General features: G+C 61.9%; 28 protein-coding genes. 15 read left to right on the top strand and 13 right to left on the bottom strand.

The genetic code is table 11. The features are described 5' to 3' along the window. Positions 1-89 precede the first annotated feature (89 nt). Together GJR99_RS10280 and gnd are read right to left on the bottom strand one after the other, a co-directional pair. On the bottom strand, positions 90-674 hold the full coding sequence (locus GJR99_RS10280) for a 2Fe-2S iron-sulfur cluster-binding protein (RefSeq protein WP_151111829.1): 585 nt from the start codon (positions 672-674) through the stop codon (positions 90-92). Positions 675-832: 158 nt separating this feature from the next. After that, positions 833-1,732: a phosphogluconate dehydrogenase (NAD(+)-dependent, decarboxylating) gene (gene gnd, locus GJR99_RS10285; protein ID WP_151111831.1), complete on the bottom strand. Its 900-nt coding sequence runs from the start codon at positions 1,730-1,732 to the stop codon at positions 833-835. Positions 1,733-1,867: 135 nt separating this feature from the next. Between gnd and GJR99_RS10290 the strand changes: the two genes are divergently transcribed. Both GJR99_RS10290 and GJR99_RS10295 read left to right on the top strand, forming a co-directional pair. Next, entirely contained in the window at positions 1,868-2,968 is a 1,101-nt protein-coding gene (locus GJR99_RS10290) for an aminopeptidase (protein ID WP_151111833.1), read from the top strand. A 156-nt stretch (positions 2,969-3,124) separates the two neighbouring features. Then, on the top strand, positions 3,125-3,592 hold the full coding sequence (locus GJR99_RS10295) for a hypothetical protein (protein WP_151111835.1): 468 nt from the start codon (positions 3,125-3,127) through the stop codon (positions 3,590-3,592). Positions 3,593-3,601: 9 nt separating this feature from the next. Here GJR99_RS10295 and GJR99_RS10300 read toward each other — a convergent pair whose 3' ends face one another. Further along, entirely contained in the window at positions 3,602-3,856 is a 255-nt protein-coding gene (locus tag GJR99_RS10300) for a rubrerythrin-like domain-containing protein (protein WP_151111837.1), read from the bottom strand. A gap of 153 nt (positions 3,857-4,009) precedes the next feature. Between GJR99_RS10300 and GJR99_RS10305 the strand changes: the two genes are divergently transcribed. The 8 genes from GJR99_RS10305 (at position 4,010) to GJR99_RS10340 (ending at position 11,008) form a co-directional block, all read left to right on the top strand. Next, entirely contained in the window at positions 4,010-4,408 is a 399-nt protein-coding gene (locus GJR99_RS10305) for a 30S ribosomal protein S6e (protein WP_151111839.1), read from the top strand. A gap of 22 nt (positions 4,409-4,430) precedes the next feature. After that, entirely contained in the window at positions 4,431-4,868 is a 438-nt protein-coding gene (locus tag GJR99_RS10310; RefSeq protein ID WP_151111840.1) for a DUF7112 family protein, read from the top strand. Between the two features lie 357 nt (positions 4,869-5,225). Beyond that, positions 5,226-6,476, top strand: a complete 1,251-nt coding sequence (locus GJR99_RS10315; protein WP_151111842.1) for an MgtC/SapB family protein — start codon at positions 5,226-5,228, stop codon at positions 6,474-6,476. A 169-nt stretch (positions 6,477-6,645) separates the two neighbouring features. Continuing rightward, entirely contained in the window at positions 6,646-7,749 is a 1,104-nt protein-coding gene (gene phnD, locus GJR99_RS10320) for a phosphate/phosphite/phosphonate ABC transporter substrate-binding protein (protein WP_151111844.1), read from the top strand. 41 nt (positions 7,750-7,790) lie between these two features. Next, positions 7,791-8,591, top strand: a complete 801-nt coding sequence (gene phnC / locus GJR99_RS10325) for a phosphonate ABC transporter ATP-binding protein (RefSeq protein ID WP_151111846.1) — start codon at positions 7,791-7,793, stop codon at positions 8,589-8,591. A 3-nt stretch (positions 8,592-8,594) separates the two neighbouring features. Next, complete coding sequence (gene phnE / locus GJR99_RS10330; RefSeq protein WP_151111848.1) at positions 8,595-9,407, top strand: phosphonate ABC transporter, permease protein PhnE; 813 nt, start codon at positions 8,595-8,597, stop codon at positions 9,405-9,407. After that, complete coding sequence (phnE, locus tag GJR99_RS10335; RefSeq protein WP_151111850.1) at positions 9,408-10,226, top strand: phosphonate ABC transporter, permease protein PhnE; 819 nt, start codon at positions 9,408-9,410, stop codon at positions 10,224-10,226. A gap of 5 nt (positions 10,227-10,231) precedes the next feature. Beyond that, positions 10,232-11,008, top strand: a complete 777-nt coding sequence (locus tag GJR99_RS10340; protein ID WP_151111852.1) for an HAD-IIA family hydrolase — start codon at positions 10,232-10,234, stop codon at positions 11,006-11,008. A 77-nt stretch (positions 11,009-11,085) separates the two neighbouring features. Here the strand turns inward: GJR99_RS10340 and GJR99_RS10345 are convergent, their stop codons facing one another. After that, positions 11,086-11,757 carry a phosphoglycolate phosphatase gene (locus GJR99_RS10345; RefSeq protein WP_151111854.1) on the bottom strand — a complete coding sequence of 224 codons (672 nt, stop codon included), beginning with the start codon at positions 11,755-11,757 and terminating at the stop codon, positions 11,086-11,088. 169 nt (positions 11,758-11,926) lie between these two features. Between GJR99_RS10345 and GJR99_RS10350 the strand changes: the two genes are divergently transcribed. Then, positions 11,927-12,352, top strand: coding sequence for a DUF5807 family protein (locus GJR99_RS10350; RefSeq protein ID WP_151111856.1), 426 nt, complete (start codon positions 11,927-11,929; stop codon positions 12,350-12,352). Positions 12,353-12,385: 33 nt separating this feature from the next. On the opposite strand, the gene GJR99_RS10355 is transcribed toward GJR99_RS10350, so the two are convergent. Both GJR99_RS10355 and GJR99_RS10360 read right to left on the bottom strand, forming a co-directional pair. After that, positions 12,386-13,630, bottom strand: coding sequence for a DHH family phosphoesterase (locus GJR99_RS10355; protein ID WP_151111858.1), 1,245 nt, complete (start codon positions 13,628-13,630; stop codon positions 12,386-12,388). Between the two features lie 78 nt (positions 13,631-13,708). Further along, positions 13,709-14,179 (bottom strand): universal stress protein, encoded by a 471-nt coding sequence (locus GJR99_RS10360; protein ID WP_151111860.1) that lies wholly within the window; start codon positions 14,177-14,179, stop codon positions 13,709-13,711. A gap of 99 nt (positions 14,180-14,278) precedes the next feature. On the opposite strand from GJR99_RS10360, the gene GJR99_RS10365 reads away from it, so the two are divergent. Next, the gene (locus GJR99_RS10365; RefSeq protein WP_151111861.1) at positions 14,279-14,734 is read left to right on the top strand and encodes a universal stress protein; all 456 of its coding nucleotides are present in this window, start codon (positions 14,279-14,281) and stop codon (positions 14,732-14,734) included. 9 nt (positions 14,735-14,743) lie between these two features. Here the strand turns inward: GJR99_RS10365 and GJR99_RS10370 are convergent, their stop codons facing one another. Together GJR99_RS10370 and GJR99_RS10375 are read right to left on the bottom strand one after the other, a co-directional pair. Beyond that, positions 14,744-15,286, bottom strand: coding sequence for a GNAT family N-acetyltransferase (locus GJR99_RS10370; protein ID WP_151111863.1), 543 nt, complete (start codon positions 15,284-15,286; stop codon positions 14,744-14,746). Next, positions 15,283-15,651, bottom strand: a complete 369-nt coding sequence (locus GJR99_RS10375) for a universal stress protein (protein WP_151111865.1) — start codon at positions 15,649-15,651, stop codon at positions 15,283-15,285. Before GJR99_RS10375 ends, GJR99_RS10370 begins: the two co-directional genes overlap by 4 nt. Before the next feature lie 121 nt (positions 15,652-15,772). Between GJR99_RS10375 and GJR99_RS10380 the strand changes: the two genes are divergently transcribed. Beyond that, entirely contained in the window at positions 15,773-16,636 is an 864-nt protein-coding gene (locus tag GJR99_RS10380) for a DUF5806 family protein (RefSeq protein ID WP_151111867.1), read from the top strand. Here the strand turns inward: GJR99_RS10380 and GJR99_RS10385 are convergent. The 3 genes from GJR99_RS10385 to GJR99_RS10395 form a co-directional block, all read right to left on the bottom strand. Next, positions 16,633-17,154 (bottom strand): DUF7529 family protein, encoded by a 522-nt coding sequence (locus GJR99_RS10385; protein ID WP_151111869.1) that lies wholly within the window; start codon positions 17,152-17,154, stop codon positions 16,633-16,635. The genes GJR99_RS10380 and GJR99_RS10385 overlap by 4 nt on opposite strands. Positions 17,155-17,241: 87 nt before the next feature. Then, a complete protein-coding gene (locus GJR99_RS10390) occupies positions 17,242-18,531 on the bottom strand; it encodes a dihydroorotase (RefSeq protein ID WP_151111871.1) in 1,290 nt (429 codons plus the stop codon). Positions 18,532-18,591: 60 nt separating this feature from the next. Next, a complete protein-coding gene (locus GJR99_RS10395) occupies positions 18,592-19,281 on the bottom strand; it encodes a lipoate--protein ligase family protein (protein WP_151111873.1) in 690 nt (229 codons plus the stop codon). A gap of 54 nt (positions 19,282-19,335) precedes the next feature. Between GJR99_RS10395 and GJR99_RS10400 the strand changes: the two genes are divergently transcribed. Continuing rightward, positions 19,336-20,244 carry a hypothetical protein gene (locus GJR99_RS10400; protein WP_151111875.1) on the top strand — a complete coding sequence of 303 codons (909 nt, stop codon included), beginning with the start codon at positions 19,336-19,338 and terminating at the stop codon, positions 20,242-20,244. A gap of 225 nt (positions 20,245-20,469) precedes the next feature. Then, complete coding sequence (locus tag GJR99_RS10405) at positions 20,470-21,177, top strand: helix-turn-helix domain-containing protein (protein ID WP_225317614.1); 708 nt, start codon at positions 20,470-20,472, stop codon at positions 21,175-21,177. 246 nt (positions 21,178-21,423) lie between these two features. On the opposite strand, the gene GJR99_RS10410 is transcribed toward GJR99_RS10405, so the two are convergent. Together GJR99_RS10410 and GJR99_RS10415 are read right to left on the bottom strand one after the other, a co-directional pair. Beyond that, positions 21,424-22,551 carry a PfkB family carbohydrate kinase gene (locus GJR99_RS10410; RefSeq protein ID WP_151111877.1) on the bottom strand — a complete coding sequence of 376 codons (1,128 nt, stop codon included), beginning with the start codon at positions 22,549-22,551 and terminating at the stop codon, positions 21,424-21,426. A 60-nt stretch (positions 22,552-22,611) separates the two neighbouring features. Continuing rightward, positions 22,612-25,212 carry a PAS domain S-box protein gene (locus GJR99_RS10415; protein WP_151111879.1) on the bottom strand — a complete coding sequence of 867 codons (2,601 nt, stop codon included), beginning with the start codon at positions 25,210-25,212 and terminating at the stop codon, positions 22,612-22,614. Between the last annotated feature and the right edge of the window lie 69 nt (positions 25,213-25,281).

Consider the following 25,281-nt stretch of genomic DNA (forward strand, 5'->3'; position numbering starts at 1 on the left):
CCACGTACGGTATCAGGAACCAATACCGTAGACGAGGGTCTCGACTCAGTCGGTGAGGAGAGGAAAAACGAAGTGGTGGGTCCGAGTCGTTACGGCGCTTCGCCAGTCTCGATGGAGAAGTCGGCCTTCGGGTAGGCCACACAGGTCAGGGTGTACCCGTTGTCCATCTCGCCTTCGGAGAGCGTCTCCTGCTTGAAGTGCGTCACGTACTCTTCGGCCGGGCCGTCCGTAATCTTCGCGGCACAGGAGACACACGAACCTTGGCGGCACGCGTACGGGAGGTCCATCCCAGCGTCTTCACCCTGGTCGAGGATGGTCTCGTTGCTCGCCAGTTCGATGGTCTCGCCTTGCTTGACGAACTCGACCTCGAAGTACTCGACTTCGTCTTCGGGCATGTCGGCGGGACTCGGTTCTTCTTCTGCCGCTTCCTCGCCTTCGAGTTCGGCACCTTCTTCGCCACCGGCGATTGCACCAGCGACCCCGCCACCACCGATGGAGCGGTTCATTGGTTCGGGGAAGTCGGTCTCCGGGACGGTCGCCGCACGGCGCTCGAGGACCTCTTGCGTGATGTCGGCGGTTGGTTCCCAACCGGTGCCCTTCGAGAAGTGCAGGGCGACGGTGAGGAGTACCAGGACTAATCCGGCCCCGACACCCACCAGACTGATGACTGCCATGAGGGCGGATATGGAGGGAGGGGTTAAGGAAATTGTGATTGTGTCGCCGTCTCGTGACGGGTGATTCTGCCACGGAGACGCCACGTTGGATGATATTCCCGAAATATTGTGGGGTGTCTCCCCTCGTGTCGATTCACGCGACTGTTCGTGTGCGTCGTTTACTCGTCTTTCCGCACGACTTCGTGACGACCGAAGCCGTACCGAAGCCGGTTGGCGAGACGACGCGAGAAACGGTCGTCGGCGCGCGACCCGAAGCGCTCTGCGAGTGACTGGTAGATGAGCGGAACGGGAACTTCCTGTTCGAGCGCTTCTTGAACCGTCCAGGTACCCGTCGAGCCACCGGAGATGTGGTCGTCGACGTCGCCGAGGTCAGTTCCTTCTTCGCGGAACGCTTCCTCACAGAGTTCGAGGAGCCACGACCGAATGACTGCGCCGTTGTTCCACGTACGGGCGACTGCTTCGAGGTCGAGGTCGTAGCGACCCTCTGCGAGCAGTTCGAAGCCCTCACCGTACGCCTGCATCAGCGCGTACTCGACGCCGTTGTGGACCATCTTCACGTAGTGACCGGACCCTGCTTCGCCCATTCGGTCGTGACCGGCGGGGCCGGTCGCGACGGCGTCGAAGACGGGCGTCATCTCGTCGTAGGCCCACTGTGGGCCACCAATCATGAGCGAGAAGCCGAGTTCGGCACCCGCGGGGCCGCCCGAGGTTCCGCAGTCGAGATACGCCGCGGAACACGCTTCGGCGCGACGAACCGACGCTTCGAAGTGCGAGTTCCCGCCGTCGACGACGACGTCGTTCTCGTCGAGGTGTGGGTCGAGGTCGTCGAGCGTCGCGTCCACCGCGTCGCCTGCGGGAACCATGAGCCAGATTCGCTTGTCGTCGCCGAGTCGGTCGGCGAGGTCTGCGACGCTGTCTGCGGGTTCGGCCCCCGCGTCGGCCGCTGCTGCGACGGCCTCTTCGGAGAGGTCGAAGGCGACGACGTCGTGCCCGGCATCGAGCACTCGGTCGACTACGATGCGTCCCATCCGGCCGAGGCCGATGACGCCTAGTTGCATACGACGGAGTCGTCTGCGGGGGGAGGTAGTGGTTGTGGTTTGGCCCGTCGGGCGGCACCGACGGGGCGACGGTGCACCCTCGGCCACGCCGTCGCCAGACGCCGACGTTTTTATTCCACCACGCGAGGTGCGCGTATGGACGAACGTATCTACGAACACGCCGAGGTGCTCGTCGATTGGAGCGCACGAATCGAAACTGGCGACGACGTCGTCGTCTCGGTCGGTGAGGGGGCCCACGACCTGGCCGTGGCCGTCGCTGCCGCACTCGGTGACCGTGGCGCGAACGTCGTCACGACGTACGCCTCCGAAGAGGTTCAGCGAGCGTACCTCCGCGCACACGACGGTGACTTCGAACTCCCCGACCACGAACTCGCGCTCTACGAGGCCGCAGACTCGGTGTTGTTCCTCGGCGGGACACGAAACTCGGCCACGTCGGCCGACGTGTCCACCGAGAAGCGACAGGCGTACGGCCGCGCCACGGAAGCGGTTCGTGAAGCACGCATGGACACCGACTGGGTCTCGACGGTTCATCCGACGCGCGCGATGGCCCAACAGGCCGGCATGTCCTACGAGGAGTACGCCGACTTCGTCTACGACGCCGTCCTCCGCGACTGGGAGGAACTCGCGGACGAGATGGCGAACATGAAAGAGATTCTCGACGCGGGGTCCGAAGTTCGAATCGTCAAAGAAGACACCGACCTCACGATGTCTATCGAGGGCCGAACCGCCGTCAACTCCGGGGCGTCAGTCGTCTACGACTCGCACAACCTCCCCTCTGGAGAGGTGTTCACCGCACCCGTCGAAGACGCCGTCGAAGGCGAGGTGTTCTTCGACGTGCCGATGACGCTCGAAGGCCAGCGTGTCGAGGACGTTCACCTCACGTTCGAAGGTGGTGAAGTCGTCGAGTTCAGCGCGGGACAGGGTGAAGACGCGCTGGCAGGCATCCTCGACACCGACGACGGTGCGCGCCGTCTCGGAGAACTCGGTATCGGGATGAACCGCGGTATCGACCGCTTCACCGACAGTATTCTGTTCGACGAGAAGATGGGCGACACCATCCACCTCGCCGTGGGGCGCGCGTACGACGCCTGCCTGCCCGAGGGCGAAACAGGGAATCAGTCTGCGGTTCACGTAGACATGATTACCGACATGAGCGAGGATTCGTTCATCGAAGTCGACGGTGAAGTCGTCCAGCGCAACGGTATCTTCCGGTGGGAATCGGGGTTCGAAGCGTAGTCAACTGCCACGTAGCCAACTGTGGCGCTCGGTCGTTCGAGAGCAAGTGCTCTATAAATAACAAAACGCAGTCATATCAGAGTAATAGACTACTATTCTGATTTGTTACACGGTAACTCGGTGCTTACTGAAGTCCGTCGACGGGGTAGTTTACGTATGACCGTATCTGGCCGAACGAGGCGGCGGTTCCTTCAACTGGCAGGGAGCGGGGCTGTGATTACGATTGCAGGCTGTCTCGGTGGGGGTGGTGGTCAACAGGGAACGGAGACGACCACTGAGGAGATGGAAGACGAACACGAGGAGGAACTCCCGGAGGGCGTCTCCGAAGAAGAGTTCGAGCGCGGGCCGGTCCCGGAACCCTATCGGATGGCACTGTCGCAAGCGAACGAACAGCGCGACCCCGAGATATTACTCTCCAAAGCAGACGTTCAGTTCCAAGAAGCCGACGACGCTTTCGAGGCAGGACTCGCGGTAGAAGGGACGAACTGCGGGAACTGTGCGGAGTACATCCCGGATATAAACGGCGACGGCTTCGGTGCCTGTGCGAAAGTCGAGGGGTACGTCGACCCAGAAGACTGGTGTGTGCTCTGGGAATCTATCGAAGAAGCGGAGGCAGAAAGCTAGTCTGGTATCTCACTCTTGTGCCACGCCGATGTTCTTCAACATCCCGCCACAGAGTGGACAGAGCTGTTCGTGGACGCCGTGGCCGGAGCGGTAGCCACAGACGATACACTCGTACCAGTTGCGCTCGACGAGTGCGACTGTCGGCCGTTCGACGAGTTCTTCGGTCCGCCGTTCGACCAGTTCGGTTGGCTCCGGTTCGACTAGTTCTCTCGTCTCGGCTTCGACGAGGTCTGCAGGCTCACGAGTGACGATATCTTCGGTCATGGGTCTCCCTATGCTGTGCTAGGAGTTAACTGTTGACATAGCCGCTCGAACCGGTGACCGTTCCGAAATCGGGCGTTTCGCCCCGATTCACTAGGACTGGTCCCCAGACGCGCTTTCGACGTACTTTTTATTGGCGAACGTTTTCATCCGCGCATGGCAGAATTCATGGTCGTCGTCGCCGACCCCGACTCCGGCGAGACCCACCAGTTCGACGTTGAAGGACAGGACGCAAACCGATTCCTCGGCCGCGACCTCGGTGACGAGGTCGACGGCGGTGCCGTCGGCCTCGACGGATTCACGCTCGAACTGACGGGCGGTTCCGACAAGGCTGGCCGTCCGATGCACCCCGAAGTGCCCGGTACGAGTCTCAAGGAAATCCTCAGCGAGGGCGGCATCGGCTACGCGCCGTCCCGTGACGGCGAGCGCAAGCGCGTCACCGTCCGTGGCCGCCAGGTCTCCGAAGAGACCGTCCAGATCAACGCAAAGGTCGTCGAAGGTGGCGACGTCGCCGCCGCACTGGCCGACGACGAAGACGAAGAAGCAGACGAATAAGCCTTCTCGCTTCTCTCTGTTCGTGCCTGAGCAACTACCCTCCGACCATCCGTCGGTCCAGACGTTCCGAGCGCACATCGCCCGTAGCGGCGGGACTCGCCGTCCCTGTCTGCGTGTCCCCGACGACGTCCCCGCCGAAGAAGGGGACTTCATCCGTCTTCACCTCGACGGGACGGCGTACCACGCCCGGCTCGCTTCTGACGCGTCTGGGTTCGTGATTCGTGGCGCGTACGACAACAAGCGACTCGCGCGCACGGCCGGCGAAGGTGAGAACCGACTCGTCGAGTGGTGTCGCGAGAACGACCGCGGGCCGGACGATGCAGTCGAGTTCGACGACCTCGACGGCGGGTATCAGTTCGGCCTCCGGGTGCCCGGTGTTCGAACAGTCTATCGCATCACAGAGCGTCCGAACGACTCGCTTTCGAGTATCGCCGAGAAGTTCGGGTTGTCCGACGAGTAACCGGACACTGGTCGGCACCTGAGCGCCCCCCACCCGAGAACGACGAGCGGATGCGCTATCGTGAGTGTCACTGCCGTTAGCGGCGCTTTGGTCTCTCTGTGTCCGGTCTCTCTTCTTCCATTCTGCTGCCTCTCTTCTTCCATTCTTCTCTTTCTGTCCTCTCTTCCTGTCGTGTGCCGAATCGCCGCCGAAACGTTCACAAAGTGATTAACAGTGTCATATATAGTCTATAGAGAATACTTATGTGGGGGTAACGACGAGTGGACAATCGACCGATGGTCTCTGAAAAACACCCAACGTCACGAGTGTGCACCGCTTCGTCACGCACCACTCACGCAGGAGGGCGGTGGTGAGTCGATGACGCAGGTCGACGTGGCGTCAGTCCCGATTAGCCCACAGATTACACGACTGTTCATCGCGGCCGCGCTCGGCATGTTTCTTGGCCTCGAACGCGAGTGGTCACAGAAATCTGCCGGGATTCGAACGTTCGCGCTGATGAGTCTCATCGGCGCGATCTCGATGACGGTCGGCAACGACGTCCTTCTCGCATTGGGTGGCATCCTCGTCTTGTTACAGACGGCACTCCTCGGTGCCGACGGACTCCTCGACGAGGAGAAACCCCGAAGCCTCTCGTTGACGACGTCTGCGTCGTTGTTCGTCGCCTACAGTTCGGGGGTGATGGTCGCTGCCGATTACGTTCTCGAAGGGGTAGTTCTCGTCATCATCTCGTCGCTCCTGTTGGTGCTGCGGCGCGAACTCCACCAGTTCGCGTGGGGGCTGTCGAAACAAGAAGTCAAGAGCGCCGCCGAGTTTGCGATTCTGGCCTTCGTCATCTACCCGCTCTTGCCCTCGGAACCTGTCGGCCCGTGGGACGCGATTCAGCCTCAACTCGTCTGGCTACTCGTCGTTGCCGTCAGTGGCCTTGGGTTCGTCAACTACGCGATCATGCAACGGTACGGGAGCAAAGGTATCGCGATTACGGGCTTCTTCGGTGGCTTAGTCAACTCGACTGCGGTCATCGGGGAGTTCGCGAACCGTGCCGAACGAAACACGGATATCCTCACACTCTCGGTCGGCGCAGTTCTGCTTGCAGACGCAGCGATGGCCGTCCGCAACCTGTTCCTCGTCGGTGTGTTCATCCCGGACGTCGTTCCCGAAGTAGGGACACCACTTGGCGTCATCGCAGTCGTCGGCATCGCGTCGTCGGTGTACCTCACCGACTGGGACACCGAACTGCACCTCGACTTCGACTCGCCGTTTAGTCTCTCGAACGCACTCAAGTTTGGAGGGCTGTTCCTCGTCATCCTCGTCGTCTCTGCGGGGGCACAGCAGTTCTTCGGTGCGGCAGGGTTGATTACCACGAGCTTCTTGGGTGGTCTCGTTTCGAGTGGGTCGACGACGACGACTGCCGTGACGCTCTATCTCGCCGGGCAGGTGTCAGCGAAGGTCGCCGCGGCCAGCGTCCTCGCCGGGACCACTGCGAGTATCATCGTCAAAATCGTCTTGGCTGCGAGTATCAATCGGTCACTGTTCAAACCCGTCGCAAAGATGAGCACGCTGCTCATCACGGTTGGAATGGTGAGTGGCGGGCTGTTATATCTGTTCTAACAAGATTTCTGTTGATTTCGATTAAGGGGAATAATTGAACTTTGGTACCGTATATATCGCTATATACTCATTCATAACGTTTATTAAGAATGTACCTTGTTGTGACGGTATAGCTATGGAGAAACGAAACATCAGTCGACGGTCTATCCTTTCAAGTAGTGCAGTTGCAATGACAGCAGGTCTCGCTGGATGTATCACTGGCGATACGAGCGAGAGTTCCGGCGGCGACTCCGGATCTGAGGGTGGCGACTCGTCTGGCGATTCGTCCGGTGACTCCGGGTCCGAACAGTCCTACGACTTCGACCCAGCGAACCCGACGTTCCCACAGCCGATGCAGGCGCTCATCCAGACGGGCTTCGAAACTGGCTCGCTCTCGGACCTCGAGAACATGGAATCGCGCGACGAACCCCGGTACGGCGACCCAGTGCAGGAGACGCCGTCTGACGAGGGCGAACTCCTCGACCCCGACAAACTCGCGTTCGCGATGACGCCGACCGAAGACCCGGCGGCGTACCGAACGACGATGCAACCGCTGATGGACAACATCGCGAAGGAGACGGGGAAAGAAGTCGAGTACTTCCCGCTTCAGTCCTACGCGTCCCAGGTCGAAGCGATGCGCTCCGAGCGACTCCACGTCGCAGGATTCTCGACGGGCCCAACCCCGTTCGCTGTCAACCTCGCGGGTGCCGTTCCGTTCTCGCTGCAGGTCTCCGAGGAAGGCGACTTCGGCTACCGCCTCTGGCTGGCCACGCAGGCTGACAACGACGAAATCGACGCACTCGAAGACCTCGAGGGCATGCGCGTCGCGCACTCTGAACCCTCGTCGAACTCCGGCAACCAGGCACCGCGCGCACTCTTCGCCAACCAGGGCGTCGTCCCCGGCGACGATTACGAAGTTGCGTACTCCGGCGGCCACGAACAGAGTGTCCTCGGCGTCGCCAACGGTGACTACGACGCTGCACCGGTCTGCAGTACGTGTGTCACGCGTGTCGCGAACTCCGGTAACCTCGACCCCTCGAAGATCAAGGTCGTCTGGGCGTCCAACCCGTTCCCGACGACCAGCTTCACGTACCGCTACAACCTCACGCCTGAGATTCAAGAGGGCATCCGCGCTGCGTTCCTCGACTACGACTACTCCGACACGCAGATCGCAGAGACGTTCGAAGGCCGTGGCAAGTTCACTGAAATCGACTACGCAACCGCGTACGACATCATCCTCCAGATTCAGGAGAACAACGGCGTCGAATACGAGACGGGCAACCTCGGCGAATAAGGCGCAGTCCGCAAAATCGAATTCACGCACCTCAAAATTTTATGCTGAACGTCAAAGACGTAGAAAAAGTATACGACTCCGGTGACCGTGCCCTCAAGGGCCTCTCGATGGAGGTCAGTGGCAACGAAATCGTCTCGATTATCGGCCCGAGTGGTGCCGGTAAGAGTACGCTCATTCGTTGTATCAATCGGCTCACCGAACCAACGTCGGGCGAGATTTGGCTCGACGACACCGAGATGACTGGCCTTTCGAGCAAGGAACTCCGTAAAACCCGCCGAGATATGGGGATGATTCACCAGGAGTTCAACCTCGTCGAACGCCTGACCGTGATGGAGAACGTTCTCTCCGGGCGACTCGGCTACATGAGTACCTGGGACGCGTTCCGACGAAACTTCGATAGCGAAGACATCGCCACCGCACGTGAAGTGCTCCGCCGTGTTGGCCTCGAAGGCGTCGAAAACAACCGCGCAGACGAACTCTCGGGTGGACAGCGCCAGCGTGTCGGTATCGCTCGCGCCGTCATCCAGCGGCCGAAGATTCTCCTCGTCGACGAGCCAACCAGTGCACTCGACCCCGAAACGTCGGTCGAAGTGATGGACCTCCTCACCGAGATTGCCCGTGAAGACGATATTCCCGTCCTCATCAACATCCACGAAGTCGACCTCGCGACGGAGTACGCTGACCGCGTCGTCGGTCTGAGCGACGGCGAACTCGTCTTCGAGGGTGCTGCAGACGAACTCGACGAACGCGCAAAGGACGTCATCTACCGTGGTGGCGAGACGCGAGAAGAGCGCGACGCCGCGAAGGCAGCGGCCAACCGGTCTGCAAGCGCGGGGGAGTAAGCGATGGCAACCCAATCCGGATCGATGGACGGCAGTTGGGAACGTCCAACTGCGTTCTACAACCGGACGACGAAGTACATCGTCTACGCCCTGATTACGGGGTTCGTCCTCTACAGCTTCTGGGACATTCGCGTCTCACCTGAGCGGTTCGTCCGTGGTATCGGCGCGGGTATCACCCTCGTCTCGAACATGCTGCCACCGGCAGTGACGCCGATGCAGTTGGACTTGATGGTTCAGGGGATTCTCGAGAGTATCCTCATGTCGATCATCGCGACGACACTCGGCATCATCGTCAGCGCACCTGTCGCGTTCATGGCGGCCAACAACCTCGCTCCCCGGCCAATCTACTTGGCTGGTCGGAGTATCATCGCCGTTACACGGTCGTTCCACGAACTCATCGTCGCCATCGTCATGGTGAAAGCGGTTGGTTTCGGTCCGCTTGCTGGCGTTCTCGCGCTCGCGTTCAAGACGGTCGGCTTCTTCGCGAAACTCCTCTCTGAGGAGATCGAAGATATCGACACGGGGCAGATGCACGCCATCGAAGCAGTCGGTGGGAGTCGGATGCAGGTGTACCTCTTCGGTGTCCTGCCGCAGGTCATCCCGCGCATCATCGGCTTGTCCATCTACCGTCTGGACATCAACCTCCGACACAGTACGGTCGTCGGCATCGTCGGCGCAGGTGGGATTGGGATTACCCTTCTCAACTCCTTCCAGAAGTACGACTACCAGTACAGTTCGATGATTATCCTCGTCATCGTCGCCATCGTCATGGTCGGCGAAGCGGCGAGTGCGTACGCCCGCCGGAGGGTCCAATAGATGTCGAACGAATCAGAACTGTCCCGGTCGAGTGGGACCGCAGAGTGGGAACGTTTCGATTCGCGCGAGCGACTTGTTCGCTATCTGCTCGTCTTGGGCACGCTCGTCGTCCTCGCCGTCTCCTGGCGGCAGATGGAGATCAACTACTCGTACGTCGCGTCTGCACCGACTGAAGTGATGGACCTCGTGACGCGGATGTACCCACCGAACGTCATGTACACCCGCGAGATCGTGGGCCCACTGCTCGAGACCATCAACATCTCGATTCTCGGGACGGCACTCGCGATCGTCCTCGCAATTCCGGTGGCGTTCCTCAGTGCGAGTAACACGACGCCCAACCGGTGGACGTACTTCCTCGGCAAGTTCATCGTCTCGTTCACTCGCTCTGTCAACGTCATCATCTGGGCGCTCATCTTCGTCGTCCTGTTCGGACCGGGTGCCCTCGCAGGCGTGCTGGCTATCGCAGTCCGCTCTGTGGGATTCACCGCGAAACTCCTCGGAGAAGCAATCGAGGAGATCGACCACGGTCCAGTCGAGGCAATCTCCGCGACTGGTGCATCGACGCTCGACACGTTCGTCTACGGCATCGTGCCGCAGATTAAGCCGGCGTTCATCAGTGTCGCCACCTTCCGGTGGGACATCAACGTCCGTGCGTCGACCATCATCGGATTCGTCGGTGCGGGTGGCATCGGTGTCGCCCTGCAGACGAACATTAACTACTTCAAATGGGACGCTGTGCTCACCATCCTCATCGCGATTCTCGGAATCGTCCTCGTGAGTGAGGGCATCTCCGCGTACCTCCGCGGAAAGGTGAGTTAAGACAGATGTTCGAGAGCGCACTCCTCGACCTCGATGGCACGGTCTACCGCAGCAACGACCTGCTTCCGGGGGCCTCCGAGGGAATCGACGCCCTTCGGGACGCGGGGGTGCGCGTCCTCTTCGTCTCGAACAACCCGACGCGAACCCGGTCGGCGTACGTCGAGAAACTCACGAACCTCGGCATCGAAGTGACCGTCGAAGACATCATCACCTCTGCGTGGGTGACTGCGACCTACCTCGCGACAGAACACCCCGAGAAGCGAGCGTTCGTCGTCGGAGAAGACGCCTTACGTGACGAACTTCGACGGGCGGGCGTCGCGATGACCGACGACCCGGCCGACACTGACGTCCTCGTCGCGTCGATGGACCGGTCGTTCGACTACGAGACGCTGACCGCCGCCCACGACGCACTCGACGACGAGACGCTCTTCGTCGCGACCAACCCCGACCGAACCTGTCCGGTCAGAGACGGCGAAATCCCCGACGCTGCAGGGATGATTGGTGCTATCGAAGGCGTCACTGGACAGTCACTCGACGCAGTCATGGGGAAGCCATCGTCGATTACCGCCGACGCGGCGATGCACCGACTCGATTCGGGGACGCCCGAGTCGTGTCTCATGGTGGGTGACCGCCTGGAGACAGACATCAAGACGGGCCTCGACGCAGGGATGCAGACGGCACTCGTCCTGACTGGCGTGACGTCTCGGCACGAACTCGACTCGGCACCGTACACGCCGGACTACGTCTTCGACTCGCTCGGAGACGTTCGCGAGTTGGTGTAAGAGCGTCGGCGCACGCAGTCTGGAGATACTGGCGCGTACCGACTCGAACGCGTCGCTGACGCGTACCGACCCGAAGACTACGCCGGTCGCACGTCCGCGAGAACTTCGAGAACCCCGTCTGCGTATTCGTTCTCGGTCACGTAGTCTGCTGCGTTGCGGGCCTCGTCGGCGGCGTTCGCTACGGCAGCAGCGTGGCCGGCAACTTCGAACAGTTCGACGTCGTTGGCCGAGTCGCCGATTGCGACGACCGATTTGGGGTCGATGTTCAGCGTCGAGCAGGCCGCTTCGAGTCCAATCCCCTTGTTCACGGTGGCCGATTTCACGTGATAGGCGTAGCCTGTATCGACGACAATCTGGTCGTTCGCAGTGGCGATATCTTCGAGTTCGTCGAGGGGAGTGGTACGGTTCACCGAGAGTTCCGTCTCTCGCCATCGGTTGTGGGTGTCGACGTCGCCCCACCCGGTTCCGTACCCCGCCTCGTCGAGTTCTTCTGTGACGCGCCGTGCGGCCGCGTCGTCGCCGACGATGGTCGCTTCGTCGTCGACGAGGACGACACCCCCGTTCTCGGCGATGACTCGCTCTGGGACGCCGATGAACTCACAGAGTGCGACGGGGTAGGGAAACGACTTCCCCGTCGCGATGATGACCGGCGCGTCCCACTCTCTGAGTGGGTCGAAGACGCGCGGGTCGATACCGCCGTCAGGGCGAGTGAGTGTGCCATCGATGTCGAGGGCGAGTGGCGGCGTCATACTGGCCTCGTCTGCGTGGTCGTGTGGTGGCGAATCGTGAACATGAGTGGACCCACGAAGTGGTGATATTTGACTGTCCTGTCTGTGGATTACGACGCTCGGACTCCACCACAACCTATCCCGCCGCAGATACATGCCGCTTTTACGGCGTGATTTCCCTAGACGGGATATGAGCAAGGTAACGGAGTACCTCGCGGGCGAGCGTCTCGACGACGTGGCGCTCTTTCTCACGCACGAGTATCTCGACAGTGAAGGCAAACTCCCGAACATGGGCGAGGAAGTCGAAAACGGCTACATCCTCGTCGTCCCCGGTGACGATGGCCGTCGCGCGTTCGCGGCGGGGACCGGAATGGACGCGATGCAGTTCGCCAAGACGGCGATGGACAACGACGGCGACATCGACCGTGACATGAGCGGTGGCGTCTGTCCCGACGCGGAACCCGACGAGAACCACGAGACGAAGTTCATCTTCTCGTTCGCAGAGGCACAGAACGAAGAAGTCGGCGGCATCTACGAGGAGGGCGACGTCATCCACGCCTACGCGAAGTGTACCTGCGGGACGGCGTACTCCGACCGCTGGGTCGTCGAGGAGTAATCCACCAGACGGCGGACTCGACAGTAACGTAGCCTACCGTTCCGTCTCGATATCTTCGTCTTCTTCGGGCATCTCGGCGACGCGTTCGAACGCGTTGAGGATGACTCGCTTCGTCGTCGCGCCCTGCGTCGTCCAGTGGTGAGCGTAGTCGAGCATGTCGTCGTAGATGTCGGGTTTGCACCCGGCGGCCTTCGGGTGGCCACCGCCGTTGACGAGGCCAGCGACTTCGTGGCAGCGTTCGAAGTCGTCGGACCCACGGATACTCGCACTGCCGGCGGGTTTGACGACGACTGCGGCGTCGGCGCCTTTCTCGCGAAGTGCGTCCGCAACTTCGTTTTGCGAACAGCGGCCGTAGGTGATGCCGATAGTCCAGTCTCCGACCGTCTTCATGTCGGCGCGGTCGACGGCCGCTTCGATGAGGTTCTCCTTTTCGACGCGTCGGTGGGCGATGTACTCCTCGACGACCGGCGGGAGGTCGGCACCGTAGGCACCGACGATAGCGACGTACTCCTCTTTCGAGGTCCAGTACGCGTAGTCCGCGAGGTCCTGACTTCGCTCGTCTTCGTTCAACCAGAGGTCGTGGTCGCGGGTGACTTCGGCGAGTTCGACGAAGCGCTCGTCGAAGTCGTAGTCGAGTTCGCGGAGTGCGACGTCGGTCGAACACTCTTCGTCGGACTCACCGACGACGAGTTCGACACCTGCGTCGCGGACCTTCTTCTCTACGTCGGGTTTCCACTGGTGGTGGTCGAACCACCGAATCTGGCCTGCTACCTCGGCGAGGGCTTCGAGTTCGTCTTCGACGTACTCGTATCTGTCCGGACAGAGGTCACAGACGAACACGTCGATTCCTTCGGGCGCGTACTCCGCGACGCGGAGCAGGTCGTCTTCGAGCGAGTACGGACTCGACCCGACGAGTGCGACCGACGATTTGGGCCGTTCTTCTTCCTCTTTTTCTCCCTCGTCGAGTTCGAGCGCGGCGTCTTCGTCGTCTTCGTCGTCGTCGGTTTCATCCTCGTCGCCGAGTCGCTCTTCGATGCGCGCTTCGAAATCTTCGACGTCGAGTGCGGCGTCGTACACCTCACGGATGAGTGCGACACACCCGAGGCCGTCGGCGTCGGTGTCGGTGACGACGGCGACCGACGCCTCTTCGAGTTTCTCTCTGGCGCGTTCTTCGGCACGCGATTCGTCGAGCGAGTCGGGATAGAAAAACCCTGCTCCTGGGAGGACAGATTTGCGGGGGAGCGAGAGTCGAGAACTGTCGATAAGCTCGTCTTCCATACCTGGGGGTCGGACGCGACGGGGAAAACTCCTGCCGATTGTCTCGCTGCGCGCCCGTGTGACTCAGTCGTGGCCGAGTTAGGCGGTTTCGTCTTCGAGCCCTTCGAGGAGCGTGTCGGTCGAGCCTTCTTCGAGTTGTCGGACCGTCAACACCGGCACCGGACAGGTGCGGACGACTCGCTCGGCGACGCTCCCGATGAGGAAGCGATTTTCGCCGTGTCGGCCACGCGTCCCCATCGCGACGAGGTCGGTGTCGACTTCGCGGGCGTAGTTCGCAATCTCGGCGGCAGGTCGGCCTTCCCGCACTGCGAAGGTCACGTCTCGTTCCGTCTCCGCCTGCACGTCTGCCAACGCCTCCTCGCTGCGTTCGTGAAGCGCCTCGCGCATCTCGTCGCGGAGTCGCTCCGGTGCAGTCTCTACGTCGCCAGCGTCCACGACGTACAGTGCGTGGACCGACGCGTCGAAGCGCTCGGCGAGGTCCACAGCGACGCGAATCGCCCGGCGAACGCTCGCAGAACCGTCTGTGGCGATGACGATGGTGTCGAACATATCCACGGATTCTGCGTGCGACGGTATAAAACCCGTCCGGGTCGGTGGCGCTGGCTCCGTGGAGTGAGTTTTTTGTCGTCCCCCGACGGAGGTGGGGACATGCCATCGCGCCCGCTCTCTATCGACCTCGTCCTCGTGCCGGTCGACCAAAGCGAGGAAGCGACGCGTGCAGTCAGATACGCCGTCGCAATCGCGGCCAAATACGACGCCGCAGTCCACGCTGTGCACGTTCTCGGAGAGGACGTCGTCCGTGCCATAGAGCAGGGCGTCGTCGACCAGGACGCCGTCGCCGAAGACAGCAAAGTCGTGACCGATACGGTCACCGACCTCGCCCACGAGACGGGCGTCCCTATCACGACGTCTGTCGCCTACGGATTCTCGCCGACGAGCAAACTTCGCCACCCTGGAAGTGTCGTCCTCGACACCGCAGAAGAAATCGACGCCGACTTCGTGGTCGTCCCGCGCGAACCCGTCTCGGGCGACCCCGGCGAAGTGCTCGCGAAGGCGGCCGAGTACGTCCTGTTGTACGCAAGCCAACCCGTACTGTCGGCCTGACGACGATTCCTACTCGTCCGGTTCGGCGAGGCGAATGGTCATCTCTAACTCGAAGCTCTCGGCGTCACTCGTCTCGAAGCCAACGTTCTGATAGAGGTTTACCGCCGCGCGGTTCCACCGTTCGACCGTCAACCACACCTTTTCGACGCCCGAGACGCGCCCGTGACCGAGCAGCGCCTTGATGAGTCGCGTCCCGATACCCGAGCGCTGGTAGGACTGGTGAACGAAGATGGCGAGTTCGTACGCATCACCGTCGGGGACGAGTGTCGCATGACCGGCCACTTCGTCGCCATCCCACGCGACGACGTTCAGACAGTCGTCGCCGAGGATGTTGTCTAACCAGTCGCGGATGCGGTCTTCTCGCCCCGGTGGGATACCCTGTGCCCGGTCTGCGGGGTCGAACGAATCGTACATCTCGACGAGTGCTTCCATCTCTTCGTCCGACCCATCGTAAGCTCGCACCGCTATGGTCCGCTCTTCTTTGTCGGTAAACGAGAGCGGTGGTGCTTCGTAGGGGTCCGCGACGGCGTCTGAGTAACTTCGGGTACTCATCGTACTAGAGTTACGGTCACGTGGGAGTTGAGGAGGACGAACTCCGCGATACTCCCGATCTGAATCTTCCCCATCGGACTCGTCTCACCGCCGCCCAGCACGATTTGGTCGAAGCCTTCGTTCTCTGCGAAGTCGACGAGTTCGCTTCCGGCGTCGCCTTCGAGGTGAAGGACGTCCGCCTCGATTCCGAGGTCGTCGAGGACGTCGGTCACTTTCGATTCGATGTCGTCTCGCGAGCGTTCGACAGACGGGTTCTCGACGATAGCGATGGTGAGGTCGTCGTCTGCGTCCGCTGTTCGTTCGACCGTCTTTTCGAGCGCTCGGATGGAATCGTCGCTGCCGCCGATTCCGAGCAGTACCTTCATGATTCCCACTGTCGCACGGGCGATAGAAAACGCTTGCCCGAATTTTCCACGCCTCACCCTGAGGCGGTGGTGTCCTCGTCGTCGCGGAACGCTTTTCGGCCCGGCCACGGTACCCCGCGGTATGACAGACGAGCACGGCGAATCCGACGGGATTCCCGCAGGCGAACGCGAGCGGGAAGACGTCGAGGGAGTGGGTGACGCGGGCGAACCCGACGACGATACGGTCGGCACCGACACGGTGGAAGACTCGGTCGAATCAGTCGGAGACGCCGAAGACGCCGAAGACGCCGAAGACGCCGTGGAATCCGATTTCGAAGCGGAAGCAGAAACAGAGTCAGACACCGAAGCGGGAGCAGAGTCAGACACCGAAGCGGGAGCAGAGTCAGACACCGAAGCGGGAGCAGAGTCAGACACCGAAGCGGAAACAGAGTCAGACACCGAAGCGGAAACAGAAGCAGAATCGGACACTGAAGCACAACCTCACGTCCCCAAAGACGTCCAGAAGTACGCCCGATTCAAGAAGGTCGATGGCGCGCAGTACGACCGCGTCAACGACTTCCTCCGCGACCGGACCTACGTGACTGCGCGCGAGTGGGCTATCGCACGGTTGTGTGCCGACTTCCGCACGGAGACGGGCGTCGAGATGACCAAAATCGGTGAGAACCTCCCCGAACTCGTCCCGTTCATGACCGACACCTACACCCCGCAGGCGGTCAACCAGGCACGGTCTGCGTTCCGCGACAAGGTTCGCAAGTCGGGTGCGACGTTCCTCTACGGCGCGATGTCCGGCTTTTTCACGGCCGAGGAACTCGACGAGATGATGTACGAGGTCACCGAAATCGCGAAGTTCCTCCTCGAAGTCGAGGGCGTCGACCTCTCGGTCGAAGAAGAACTGGAAGCCGAAGAGCGCATCTCCAGTGTCATGCGCGAAGTTCGCGAAGCGAGTACGGAACTGCGGAACGAAGAACTCTCGAACGACGATTAAGGGAACAACGGGTCGGGGTCGGACTGCACGAGTTCGACGCGCTGGTCGGCCTCGACGGGTCGGACGTACAACCGTAACTCGCTCTGTTCGCGGGCTTTCTGCGCCATCACGTCCACCGAGTCGAGCGCGTAGTAGAGCGGAACGACCACGGCTTTTCCTTCGTCGGCGGCCTGGACGACCGAGACGGCGAACACCGTCCCACCCTCACGGGCGCGATAGACGTCGTACCTGTCGAACGCGGCGCTCTCGGCCCACTCGGAGAGCGTCTCGAACTCCCGCCCTGGGACGAGTACGTCGAACCCGACGCGGTCGGTCGCGTCCGGAAGGTTCGCCGGCGGCAACACCGTCACGTCACCGGGGTGGAGGACGAGCGTCTCCCACCCTTCAGACTCGTACTCCTCGGCCGTCGATTCGGCGTCGTCGACGACTGTCTCCCAGAACTCGAGTACGCCTTCGAGTGCGTGCGGTTCGCCCGCGTTCGGACCACGACTCCGTGGCGGCGTCTGCTCGTCGGTCATGTGTGTCGTTCTCTCGGTGTGTCCGACGGGAAAAGGATTCGTTTGTCTCTCTGTGCGATACCGAACCCGGACCGCGGGTCAGTACCCCTACGCCCGAACGTTCTCGCCGGTGACGTCGCCGAACGAGTCGCCGTCCCAGACCAGCTCGCCGCGGAGCATCGTCCACTCGGGGAAGACGCCGGTGAACCCTTCGAACGGCGTCCACCCGCACTTCGAGTGGAGGTCCTCGCCGCGGATGTCGCGGGCGGCGTCGAGGTCGTAGAGGGCGAAATCGGCGTCTGCGCCCTCCTCGATGCGACCCTTCTGCGACAGGTCGAAGATATCCGCCGGATTCGTCGCGACCACGTCGCGGACGGTCTCGAGCGACAGGTCGCCTTCGACGGCCGCACCGAGGAGGAGCGGAACCATCGTCTCGACGCCGGGGACGCCACTCGGTGCGTCGAGGAGTGACTGGTCTTTCTCGTCGACCGTGTGCGGTGCGTGGTCGGTCGCAACCACGTCGATACGGCCGTCTGTGAGGCGCTCGAACATGGCTTCGCGGCGTTCTTCGGAGCGGAGTGGCGGGTTCATCCGGCCGTAGGTTCCGAGGTCCGAGAGGTCGTCACGCGAGAGGAACAGGTGGTGCGGCGTCACCTCACAGGTTGCACCGCCGTCGCGGGCGGCGTCGACGCCCTCGGGCGTGCTCGTGTGGGCGATGTGAATCTGTGCGCCCGTCTCGCCACCGACACGGACTGCACGTTCGACTGCCGCCGCTTCGGCCTCGGCACGGCGGTAGGCGCTCCACGCGTCGGCGTCGGCGTCGCGGCCGATTCCACCGAGGTCACCCTCGATAGCCGATTCGTCGAACAAGTCGGCGTCTTCGGCGTGGACGGTCACGGGGACGCCCGCTTTCCCCGCACGTTCGGCAGCGGTCGCGAACAGGTCGGCGTCGATGCCCATGTCTCCCGTCGAGTCGGCGAGGAACACCTCACCGAGGGCGAACAGTGGCCGGTCGAACAGACTCTCGGGGTCCCAGTCCGGCGTGACGCCACCGTTGATGCCGTAGTCGATACACGAGTTCACGGCCCTGTCGGCCTTCGCGTCGAACCCTGCACCGGTCGTCGTCGTCGGGTCGGTGTTCGGTTGGTCTGCAACCGTCGTCACGCCGCCTGCTGCGGCGCTCTGCGACCCGGTTTCCCACGTCTCTTTCTGTTCGAATCCCGGTTCTCGGAAGTGGACGTGGACGTCGATTGCACCCGGCAGAAGGAGCTTTTCGTCGGCGTCGATGGTGTCTTCGTCGGCGACCGAGTCGAGGTCACCGACTGCGTCGATGCGTCCGTCTTCGACGCGGACGTCCACCACGCGTCCGTCGGCCAGCGTCGCGTTCGCAATTCGCATAGGTTGGGGTGCCACGCGCCGACTCGTAAGTGCGGCGGTTCGGGAGATACACCCGAACGCTCATGGCTGGATATCGCTCGCGTCTTCGATTCGGGTCTCTGCGTCGCCGACGAAGACTGATTCGAGCGCCTCGCAGACCGCGTCTGAATCCCCTGGCCCACCAGCGGTGTCGACGCTCCCGACCGAGTCGGGGTCGAACGGCATGTCGATTCCCTCGTAGATTGGAACGAGAACGTCTGCGATTTCGTCGCGGTCGGTGACGACGACGACACCGGAGACCAACGCGGACGACTTTCTGACGCGCTGAGCGATGCCGCAGAGTTTCCCGCCGGCTTGGACCGAGTGGTCACCGGGACAAAACGAGTGAGGTGGCTCACCGCGTCGCGCAGGGACGCCGAGGGTTCGAAGCGCACGGACGACTGCCGTCGTGGCCGCCTCGTATCGCTCGTCGAGGCCGACACGGGTGTCGTCGATGGGGACCGCGTGGGCGAACGCGACGGTGGTTCCAGTGTAGGCGACGGCGCGTCCGCCGACGGAGCGTTCGAGCGCCGGGAATCCTCGTGATTCGGCGGCGGCGACTGCCTCGTCGTAGCGGGGTGCACGGGTGTCGCGCCGACCGAACGCAATCTGTCGGTGTGGCGTCCACGCACGGAAGGCGGGTTCACCCGTCTCGCCTGTCTCTCGGAGCATCGTCGCCGTGACCGCTCGGTCGGTCACACTGTCTCCTGCCCGGCCGCGGATGACGCGCATACGTGGCAGAAACACCCCGACGTACCTAAGAACATCCGTCCCGTCCCGACGACCATGCTGGGTCTCCCACGGTCGGTTATCGCCCCTTTCGAGCGGTTTTCGCTCTACAACTCGCCGTACCCTGCCCACGACAGCGGGTGCGCCATCGACCTCTACGTCGACGCCGACGACTCGGTTGCTCGGTCCCCCGTCGCGGGTGTCGTCCGCGAGACGCGAACCGTGCGCGCACCCGACAAACCGTACGCGCACGACGACGAGTATCTCGTCCTCGTCGACGTCGACGCTGAGGCGACCGGACTGCAGTGGACCGGCCCTGCCGACAGCGACCCACGCGAGGACCTCGTCGCCCGGATGCTCCACGTCGAACCGAGTGTTTCGGCAGGCGACACCGTCGAGGTGGGCGACCCACTTGGCCGACTCGTTCGGTCGGGGTTCTTCGCGCCGTGGGTCACGAACCACGTCCACCTCGGGTTTCGCCCGACGACGGCGAACCACCACCGCGCTCGTGGGTCGCTCCCGCTCTCGGTGGACGTGGCCGTCTCGCCACTCGACTGGGACGGCCGTGGAACCGTCGTCGAAGTCGGTGAGACGTACGTCGTCCTCGACCGACCGAGGCGCGAGGGCGACGCCGACACAGAGACGTTCGTCGGTCTCGGAAGCGACGAAGGCGTCGTTCTGGACGGTGGTCTCGCTCACTACGCACACGGCGGGACACTCTCACCCGTCACCGCCGACCAGTCGCTCTCGTTGCTCGGTGCCACCGTCGGCCGGGCGAGGGGGCGCGACGTTCCATGGGGTGAGTTCGACGTACTGGCGAACGGCGACCGAGCAACTGGGCTGTCGCTTTTTGCGTCACGCGGGACGTTCGGAACGAAAGTCGTCTATCCCGGTCACGATTTCACCCTCGGTGACGACGTTTCGGTCTCGATTCGACCGAGTGACGACCCGGTTCGACTCGGCTAACCTCTCGGTGTCGGACCTGTTCGGGAGTCGGTCTCTCGTGTCGACTGCGTGTGCCCGAACCCCGAGTTGGTATTCAACTGAGACGAATTCACTGTCGAACCTGAACTTAAGCACCTTGATAATGAAAGACATCGCCTCCGGAACCAATATGTTGCAATTTCCCTTACGCACCTGCGGTCGTGAGATACAGTAAGGCTCCCCAAAGAGAAATGTGGGAAACGAACAATGCCCCTTACAGTTGGGACGATGGGTGACGCCCCTCCCGTCACTGGCTACGAAGTCGAACTCGGGTGTCCACTCGACGGTTCGTATCTCGGTGCTGCGTTGGAGGACTCGGACCTCGAGATCGTGTTCGTTCCGGGCGTTCAAACCTCGGAGACGCCAGTTCCCTACTTCACCGCTCAGGGGCCAGACGTCGACGTCGTCGACGACCTACTCGAGTCACACGCTGGTGTCGAGGAGTACGAACTCGTCGCCGATGGACGAGAAGAACGACTGTATCGATGTCGGTGGGTGATAGAAGAAGACGGTATCATCTCGACGATTCGGACGCACGACGGAATCGTCAGACAGATGGAAGGGTCGAGCGATGGGTGGGTTCTGTCGGTCTTCTTCCCGACGAACGAACACGCCGCGCAGTTCCACGACGCGTGTCTCGAACAGCAGATAGCCATCGACATCCGTCGCGTCGAACGGTCGCGTCTCGACAGGCGACAACTTCCCAACTACGGACTCTCGGAAAAGCAACTGACTGCGCTCGAACTCGCGTTCGTTCGAGGCTACTTCGAGACGCCCAAAGAGAGTTCGCTCACCAACATCGCAGCGGAGATCGACATCTCCGAACAGGCGTTGTCACAACGACTCCGCCGCGCCCTCAACCATCTGGTCGAGTCGGCTATCGACGGCGGCGAATACGAGTCCACGAAAGAGTGAGACGCTGTGATGTTTGGGACGCAACGAATCACAGGGCGTGTCAGTAAGACGAATACCACAGAAGACGGTTCGTAAGCCGTCTTCGGTCGGCATCGCGTCTATTTTGGTGCCTCTGACGTGTAGAACATCTCACATACTTGGAATATAGATGTCTCTTGTCAGAGCAAGGGTTATTTAACCAACCGATGGTGAGCGGGGGGAGACGCTACGTCGGTACCGAACCAGTCGACGACGTCTCGGTCGGGATTACGCGTCGTCGAAGTAGTCGAGATACTGCTCGACGAACGTTCGGACGTCCTCGTACGTCGGTGGCGTTCCGTTGCGGACGAAGTAGCCTGCGACGGCGTTTCCAACGACGAGCGATTCTGCTCGCCCGAGGCCGAGAACGTGCCCGAGTGCGAGGCCAGCGTTGAAGTGGTCACCAGAACTCGTGGTCAACACAGGGTCGTCGGTGCGAGGGACGCCCACACGTTCGACACCCTCGTCGTCGACGAGGTACGCCCCGTCGATACCGTGACCGACGAACCGGGTAACTCCGAGGTGGTCGAACGCGGCGCGTGATTCTCGTTCGAACGTCTCTTCTTCTGTGCCCGCAAGTTGCGCGAGATAGCGCGTCTCGTACCGGTTCGCAGAGACGACGACGTCCACCACGTCGTCGAGTGCAGACACCTGGGCGACGCCTTCGGAGACGACGTCGGGTTCGCGCTTCCGGAGGTCACCGGGGTCCAAGAGAAGCGTCTCCGGTGGATTCGAGAGCGTCGGCCAGAGCTCTTCGCGGATTCCACGTGCGACGTCGGGGAGTTCGGGCATCTCTGACCAGTACCCCATCCCGAACAGTTCTGTCCCATCGACGAGTTCGGACAGTCGGTCGACTCCGACCTGCGATTCGAGCTGTGCCCAGTCGAGTCGAATCTGCACGCCAATCTCGGTGAGCATCAGTTTCCCGTCACTGAACTCGACGGCATCGGTGTATCCCGGCGACCCGAGCGTCTCCAGCGGGAACGCTCCGAACTCGTCGACGAACGGTTCTTCTGGTGGGTCACCGAGACACCCGACGATTGCTGGGTCGAACCCCATCTCTCCGAAGGCCCGAGCGAGGTGACTCACGTGTCCGCCGGTACGGACGCCCTCCTGAATCCACTCGAACGAGAGCGAACTCTCGGCTTCTACCGACGCGTTGACTCGGTCGGCGAACGCTGCCAACGTCGGGACTCGGTCGAACTCGTCTGCAGACTGTCGCTCGGAGACGACCTCGCGAACTCGGTCGATGTATCCGTCGAAACCGAACACGACGCGTCCGCCGTCGACCGACGGCGGGAGCGCGTCACGACAGGATTCGACCGCTCGTGTCGTCGTTTCGTCTGGTCGGTCCATACCCCGGAGTTGGCAATGGCCCGAATTAGGTTTTTACTCTGCTGGCGAGGTTCGCACCGGTTACGACTTCGGTTGCGTCGTGATTTCGAACCGTGCACCGCCGTCGTCACTGTCGGAAAACCAGACGCCCCACCCGTGGGCATTGACGACGCTCTGGACCACGTTGAGGCCGAATCCAGTTCCGTCGTCGCTCGTCGTGTACCCCGCTTCGAAGATTCGGCGCCGGTCGTCGGGCGAGATTCCGGGCCCGTCGTCTTCGACGTAGAACCCGATTCGGTCGTCGAGTGGGCCGATTCGAACTCTCACGTCGTCGCCACCGTGTCGAACCGCGTTGGACACGAGATTTTCGAGCAGTTGTTGTAGGCGTCCCTCGTGGGCGTCTATCGGTACGTCTCGTTCGATTTCGAGCGTCGCCTTCGGGGCGTCTGCTGCGGCAGTCTCCCACGCGTCTCTCGCGACTGTTTCGAGTGATAATCGCTCGACTTCCTCCACAGTCTGGCCATTTTGAGCCAACGCCAGCACGTCTTGGATGATTGCGCCCATCCGGTCGTGGGCGCGAGCGACCCGCTGGAGTGCGTCGCTGTCGTGTTCTTCGCGGGCGAGTTCGAGATAGCCCGTCGCGACGTTGAGCGGGTTCTGTAAGTCGTGGGAGACGGCCGACGCGAACGATTCGAGCTGTTCGTTCTGTCGGGCGAGTTCGCGCTCGCGTCTTCGGAGCAGTTGTTCGCGTTCGACTCGGTCGAGTGCCGCACGAGCGTTCGACGACAACACTTTGGCGAGCGCCACTCGCTGGTCTGCCAGCGTCCCTTCGGTTCGCGCCCCGACGAAGAAGACACCATAGTCGGGGATGGGGACGATGAACTCTTCTACCACGTCCTCACTCGGGTTGTACCGGCGTGGGTCCGAGTCGACCTCACCGTAGAACCGAACGTTCCCGGACTCGAACACCTCCCACGAGAGGCCTGTCCCCCGCGGTAACGTCGGTATCTCACCAAACACGTCTTCGGCCTGTTCGGTGAACTTCGTCGGAACGAGCGCATCGCGGGACTCGTCGTAGAGGAGCACCCCACAGAGGTCGTACTCGAGGACGTCGACGCCCGCCTCACAGACGACCTCGGCCACTTCTTCTTTGCTCGTCGCGGCGCTCAACCGCCGGGTCGAGGCGTGGAGGGCGTTGAGTCGTTCTTCGTATCGCTTTCGTTCCGTGATGTCCGACGAGAGGCCGACTACACCGGCGACCGCTCCCGTGTTGTCGAGGATCGGTGTGATGGCGAACTCGATGACGAACTCTCCGGTGGTGAGAGAGAGAGTCAACTCGAGTCGTTCGCCATCGCTCTCTCCCGCGAAAATCTCTTCGAGTACGTCGATGAGTCGTGTGTACTGGTCGTCGTCGAGGAGCCCATATTCACGTGCGACAGAGACGTGTTTGCCCACGAGTGCGTCGCGAGAGAGTTCGATTCGCTCCGACGCCGCTTCGTTGATGTACTGGATGACGCCGTTCTCGTCGCCGACGTAGGCACCCTGCTGGATGGACTCGACTATCGTCTCGTAGTGCTGGAGTCGCTCTTCGTAGGTCCGCCGTTCGGTGACGTCCCGAGAGGTGACGACGAATCCACCGGCCGACATCCCAGTGTGACTGGCACCCACCGACTCTAACCATCGCCACGACCCGTCTGCGTCTCGGTGACGATATCGGAGCGGTTCGTTGGCACCGTCTTCGCGTTCTACCGCGTCTTCGAACGCCGACATGACCATCTCCCTGTCGTCTGGGTGGACGAGGTCTTTGATGTGCGTACCGACCAACTCGTCTTGGTCGAATCCGAGGACGTCTTCGATAGACGGACTCTGGTATTTGATTCGCCCGTCGGCACCGACGAGCGTCACGACGTCTCGCGCGAGTTCGACGAGGCTCCGGAACTGGGCCTCGGTCCGTCGCTGGTCGGTCAGGTCACGAATCGCGACGAGGACGCCGTATCCGCCGCGATAGTCGATATCTTGGACGTTAGCCGAACACTGGTGAACCTGACCGTCTGTATCGACGATTCGAACGTCGTAACTTTCCGGGGCGTCGTCGCCACGTCGCCGACGCTCGGAGATATCGCTGACCTCCTCTCGGTCGTCGGGGTGAATGACGTCCAACACCGTCGTCCCGTCGAGTTCCTCGTCGGTGCGGCCGGTCAGGTCGGTGAGTCGGCGATTCCAGAACTGAAACTCGCCGTCCTGTGCGACGAAGATGGCGTCGTGGCTCTGCTCGACGATGGTACGGTACAGTGACTCCCCTTCTCGGGTCGAAATCACCTGCTCGGAGAACGTGATAGTCGACTCGACCCGACAGGCGAACGACTCTGCGTCTTCGACTACGCTCGCCCGCTCGATTCCGAATACACCGCCTCCGAGGTGCGCTGGAGTCGCGTCGTCCGGGTCGTCGACGAGGACGTACACTGGAATCGACCCGACGTGGTCGCGGAGGCTTGCCGCAAACTCCGTGTTCGAGTTCTCCTCGGGGACGTCGTCTACGACGATGCCTCCAACTGCATCGTCGAGCGTCTCGAAGACCACCGGTTTGCTAGCGGTGATTTCGACGTCGAACCCGCGTCGCTCGAGAGCGGCGGCGAGGAACGCGACATCTTCACCGACGAGGATGACGCGGGATTCGTTCATACTTCTACGAAATTCGGGTGTGGTATATATCTCACGCCCACTCTCACGGCACGTCGCCTCGCGACGAGA

The sequence above is a fragment of the Haloferax marinum genome, from assembly GCF_009674625.1.
GTDB classification, from domain to species: domain Archaea; phylum Halobacteriota; class Halobacteria; order Halobacteriales; family Haloferacaceae; genus Haloferax; species Haloferax marinum.

What these genes read in the sequence shown, in the direction of transcription:
- GJR99_RS10365 (WP_151111861.1), top strand. Translation starts at nt 14,279, where the DNA reads ATGCCATCGCGCCCGCTCTCTATCGACCTCGTCCTCGTGCCGGTCGAC.
- GJR99_RS10280 (WP_151111829.1), bottom strand. Translation starts at nt 674, where the DNA reads ATGGCAGTCATCAGTCTGGTGGGTGTCGGGGCCGGATTAGTCCTGGTA.
- GJR99_RS10355 (WP_151111858.1), bottom strand. Translation starts at nt 13,630, where the DNA reads ATGGAAGACGAGCTTATCGACAGTTCTCGACTCTCGCTCCCCCGCAAA.
- gnd (WP_151111831.1), bottom strand. Translation starts at nt 1,732, where the DNA reads ATGCAACTAGGCGTCATCGGCCTCGGCCGGATGGGACGCATCGTAGTC.
- GJR99_RS10375 (WP_151111865.1), bottom strand. Translation starts at nt 15,651, where the DNA reads ATGAAGGTACTGCTCGGAATCGGCGGCAGCGACGATTCCATCCGAGCG.
- GJR99_RS10295 (WP_151111835.1), top strand. Translation starts at nt 3,125, where the DNA reads ATGACCGTATCTGGCCGAACGAGGCGGCGGTTCCTTCAACTGGCAGGG.
- GJR99_RS10350 (WP_151111856.1), top strand. Translation starts at nt 11,927, where the DNA reads ATGAGCAAGGTAACGGAGTACCTCGCGGGCGAGCGTCTCGACGACGTG.
- GJR99_RS10385 (WP_151111869.1), bottom strand. Translation starts at nt 17,154, where the DNA reads ATGACCGACGAGCAGACGCCGCCACGGAGTCGTGGTCCGAACGCGGGC.
- GJR99_RS10370 (WP_151111863.1), bottom strand. Translation starts at nt 15,286, where the DNA reads ATGAGTACCCGAAGTTACTCAGACGCCGTCGCGGACCCCTACGAAGCA.
- phnC (WP_151111846.1), top strand. Translation starts at nt 7,791, where the DNA reads ATGCTGAACGTCAAAGACGTAGAAAAAGTATACGACTCCGGTGACCGT.
- GJR99_RS10360 (WP_151111860.1), bottom strand. Translation starts at nt 14,179, where the DNA reads ATGTTCGACACCATCGTCATCGCCACAGACGGTTCTGCGAGCGTTCGC.
- GJR99_RS10405 (WP_225317614.1), top strand. Translation starts at nt 20,470, where the DNA reads ATGCCCCTTACAGTTGGGACGATGGGTGACGCCCCTCCCGTCACTGGC.
- GJR99_RS10340 (WP_151111852.1), top strand. Translation starts at nt 10,232, where the DNA reads ATGTTCGAGAGCGCACTCCTCGACCTCGATGGCACGGTCTACCGCAGC.
- phnE (WP_151111850.1), top strand. Translation starts at nt 9,408, where the DNA reads ATGTCGAACGAATCAGAACTGTCCCGGTCGAGTGGGACCGCAGAGTGG.
- GJR99_RS10410 (WP_151111877.1), bottom strand. Translation starts at nt 22,551, where the DNA reads ATGGACCGACCAGACGAAACGACGACACGAGCGGTCGAATCCTGTCGT.
- GJR99_RS10300 (WP_151111837.1), bottom strand. Translation starts at nt 3,856, where the DNA reads ATGACCGAAGATATCGTCACTCGTGAGCCTGCAGACCTCGTCGAAGCC.
- phnD (WP_151111844.1), top strand. Translation starts at nt 6,646, where the DNA reads ATGACAGCAGGTCTCGCTGGATGTATCACTGGCGATACGAGCGAGAGT.
- GJR99_RS10380 (WP_151111867.1), top strand. Translation starts at nt 15,773, where the DNA reads ATGACAGACGAGCACGGCGAATCCGACGGGATTCCCGCAGGCGAACGC.
- GJR99_RS10395 (WP_151111873.1), bottom strand. Translation starts at nt 19,281, where the DNA reads ATGCGCGTCATCCGCGGCCGGGCAGGAGACAGTGTGACCGACCGAGCG.
- GJR99_RS10415 (WP_151111879.1), bottom strand. Translation starts at nt 25,212, where the DNA reads ATGAACGAATCCCGCGTCATCCTCGTCGGTGAAGATGTCGCGTTCCTC.
- GJR99_RS10315 (WP_151111842.1), top strand. Translation starts at nt 5,226, where the DNA reads ATGACGCAGGTCGACGTGGCGTCAGTCCCGATTAGCCCACAGATTACA.
- GJR99_RS10305 (WP_151111839.1), top strand. Translation starts at nt 4,010, where the DNA reads ATGGCAGAATTCATGGTCGTCGTCGCCGACCCCGACTCCGGCGAGACC.
- GJR99_RS10290 (WP_151111833.1), top strand. Translation starts at nt 1,868, where the DNA reads ATGGACGAACGTATCTACGAACACGCCGAGGTGCTCGTCGATTGGAGC.
- GJR99_RS10400 (WP_151111875.1), top strand. Translation starts at nt 19,336, where the DNA reads ATGCTGGGTCTCCCACGGTCGGTTATCGCCCCTTTCGAGCGGTTTTCG.
- GJR99_RS10390 (WP_151111871.1), bottom strand. Translation starts at nt 18,531, where the DNA reads ATGCGAATTGCGAACGCGACGCTGGCCGACGGACGCGTGGTGGACGTC.
- phnE (WP_151111848.1), top strand. Translation starts at nt 8,595, where the DNA reads ATGGCAACCCAATCCGGATCGATGGACGGCAGTTGGGAACGTCCAACT.
- GJR99_RS10345 (WP_151111854.1), bottom strand. Translation starts at nt 11,757, where the DNA reads ATGACGCCGCCACTCGCCCTCGACATCGATGGCACACTCACTCGCCCT.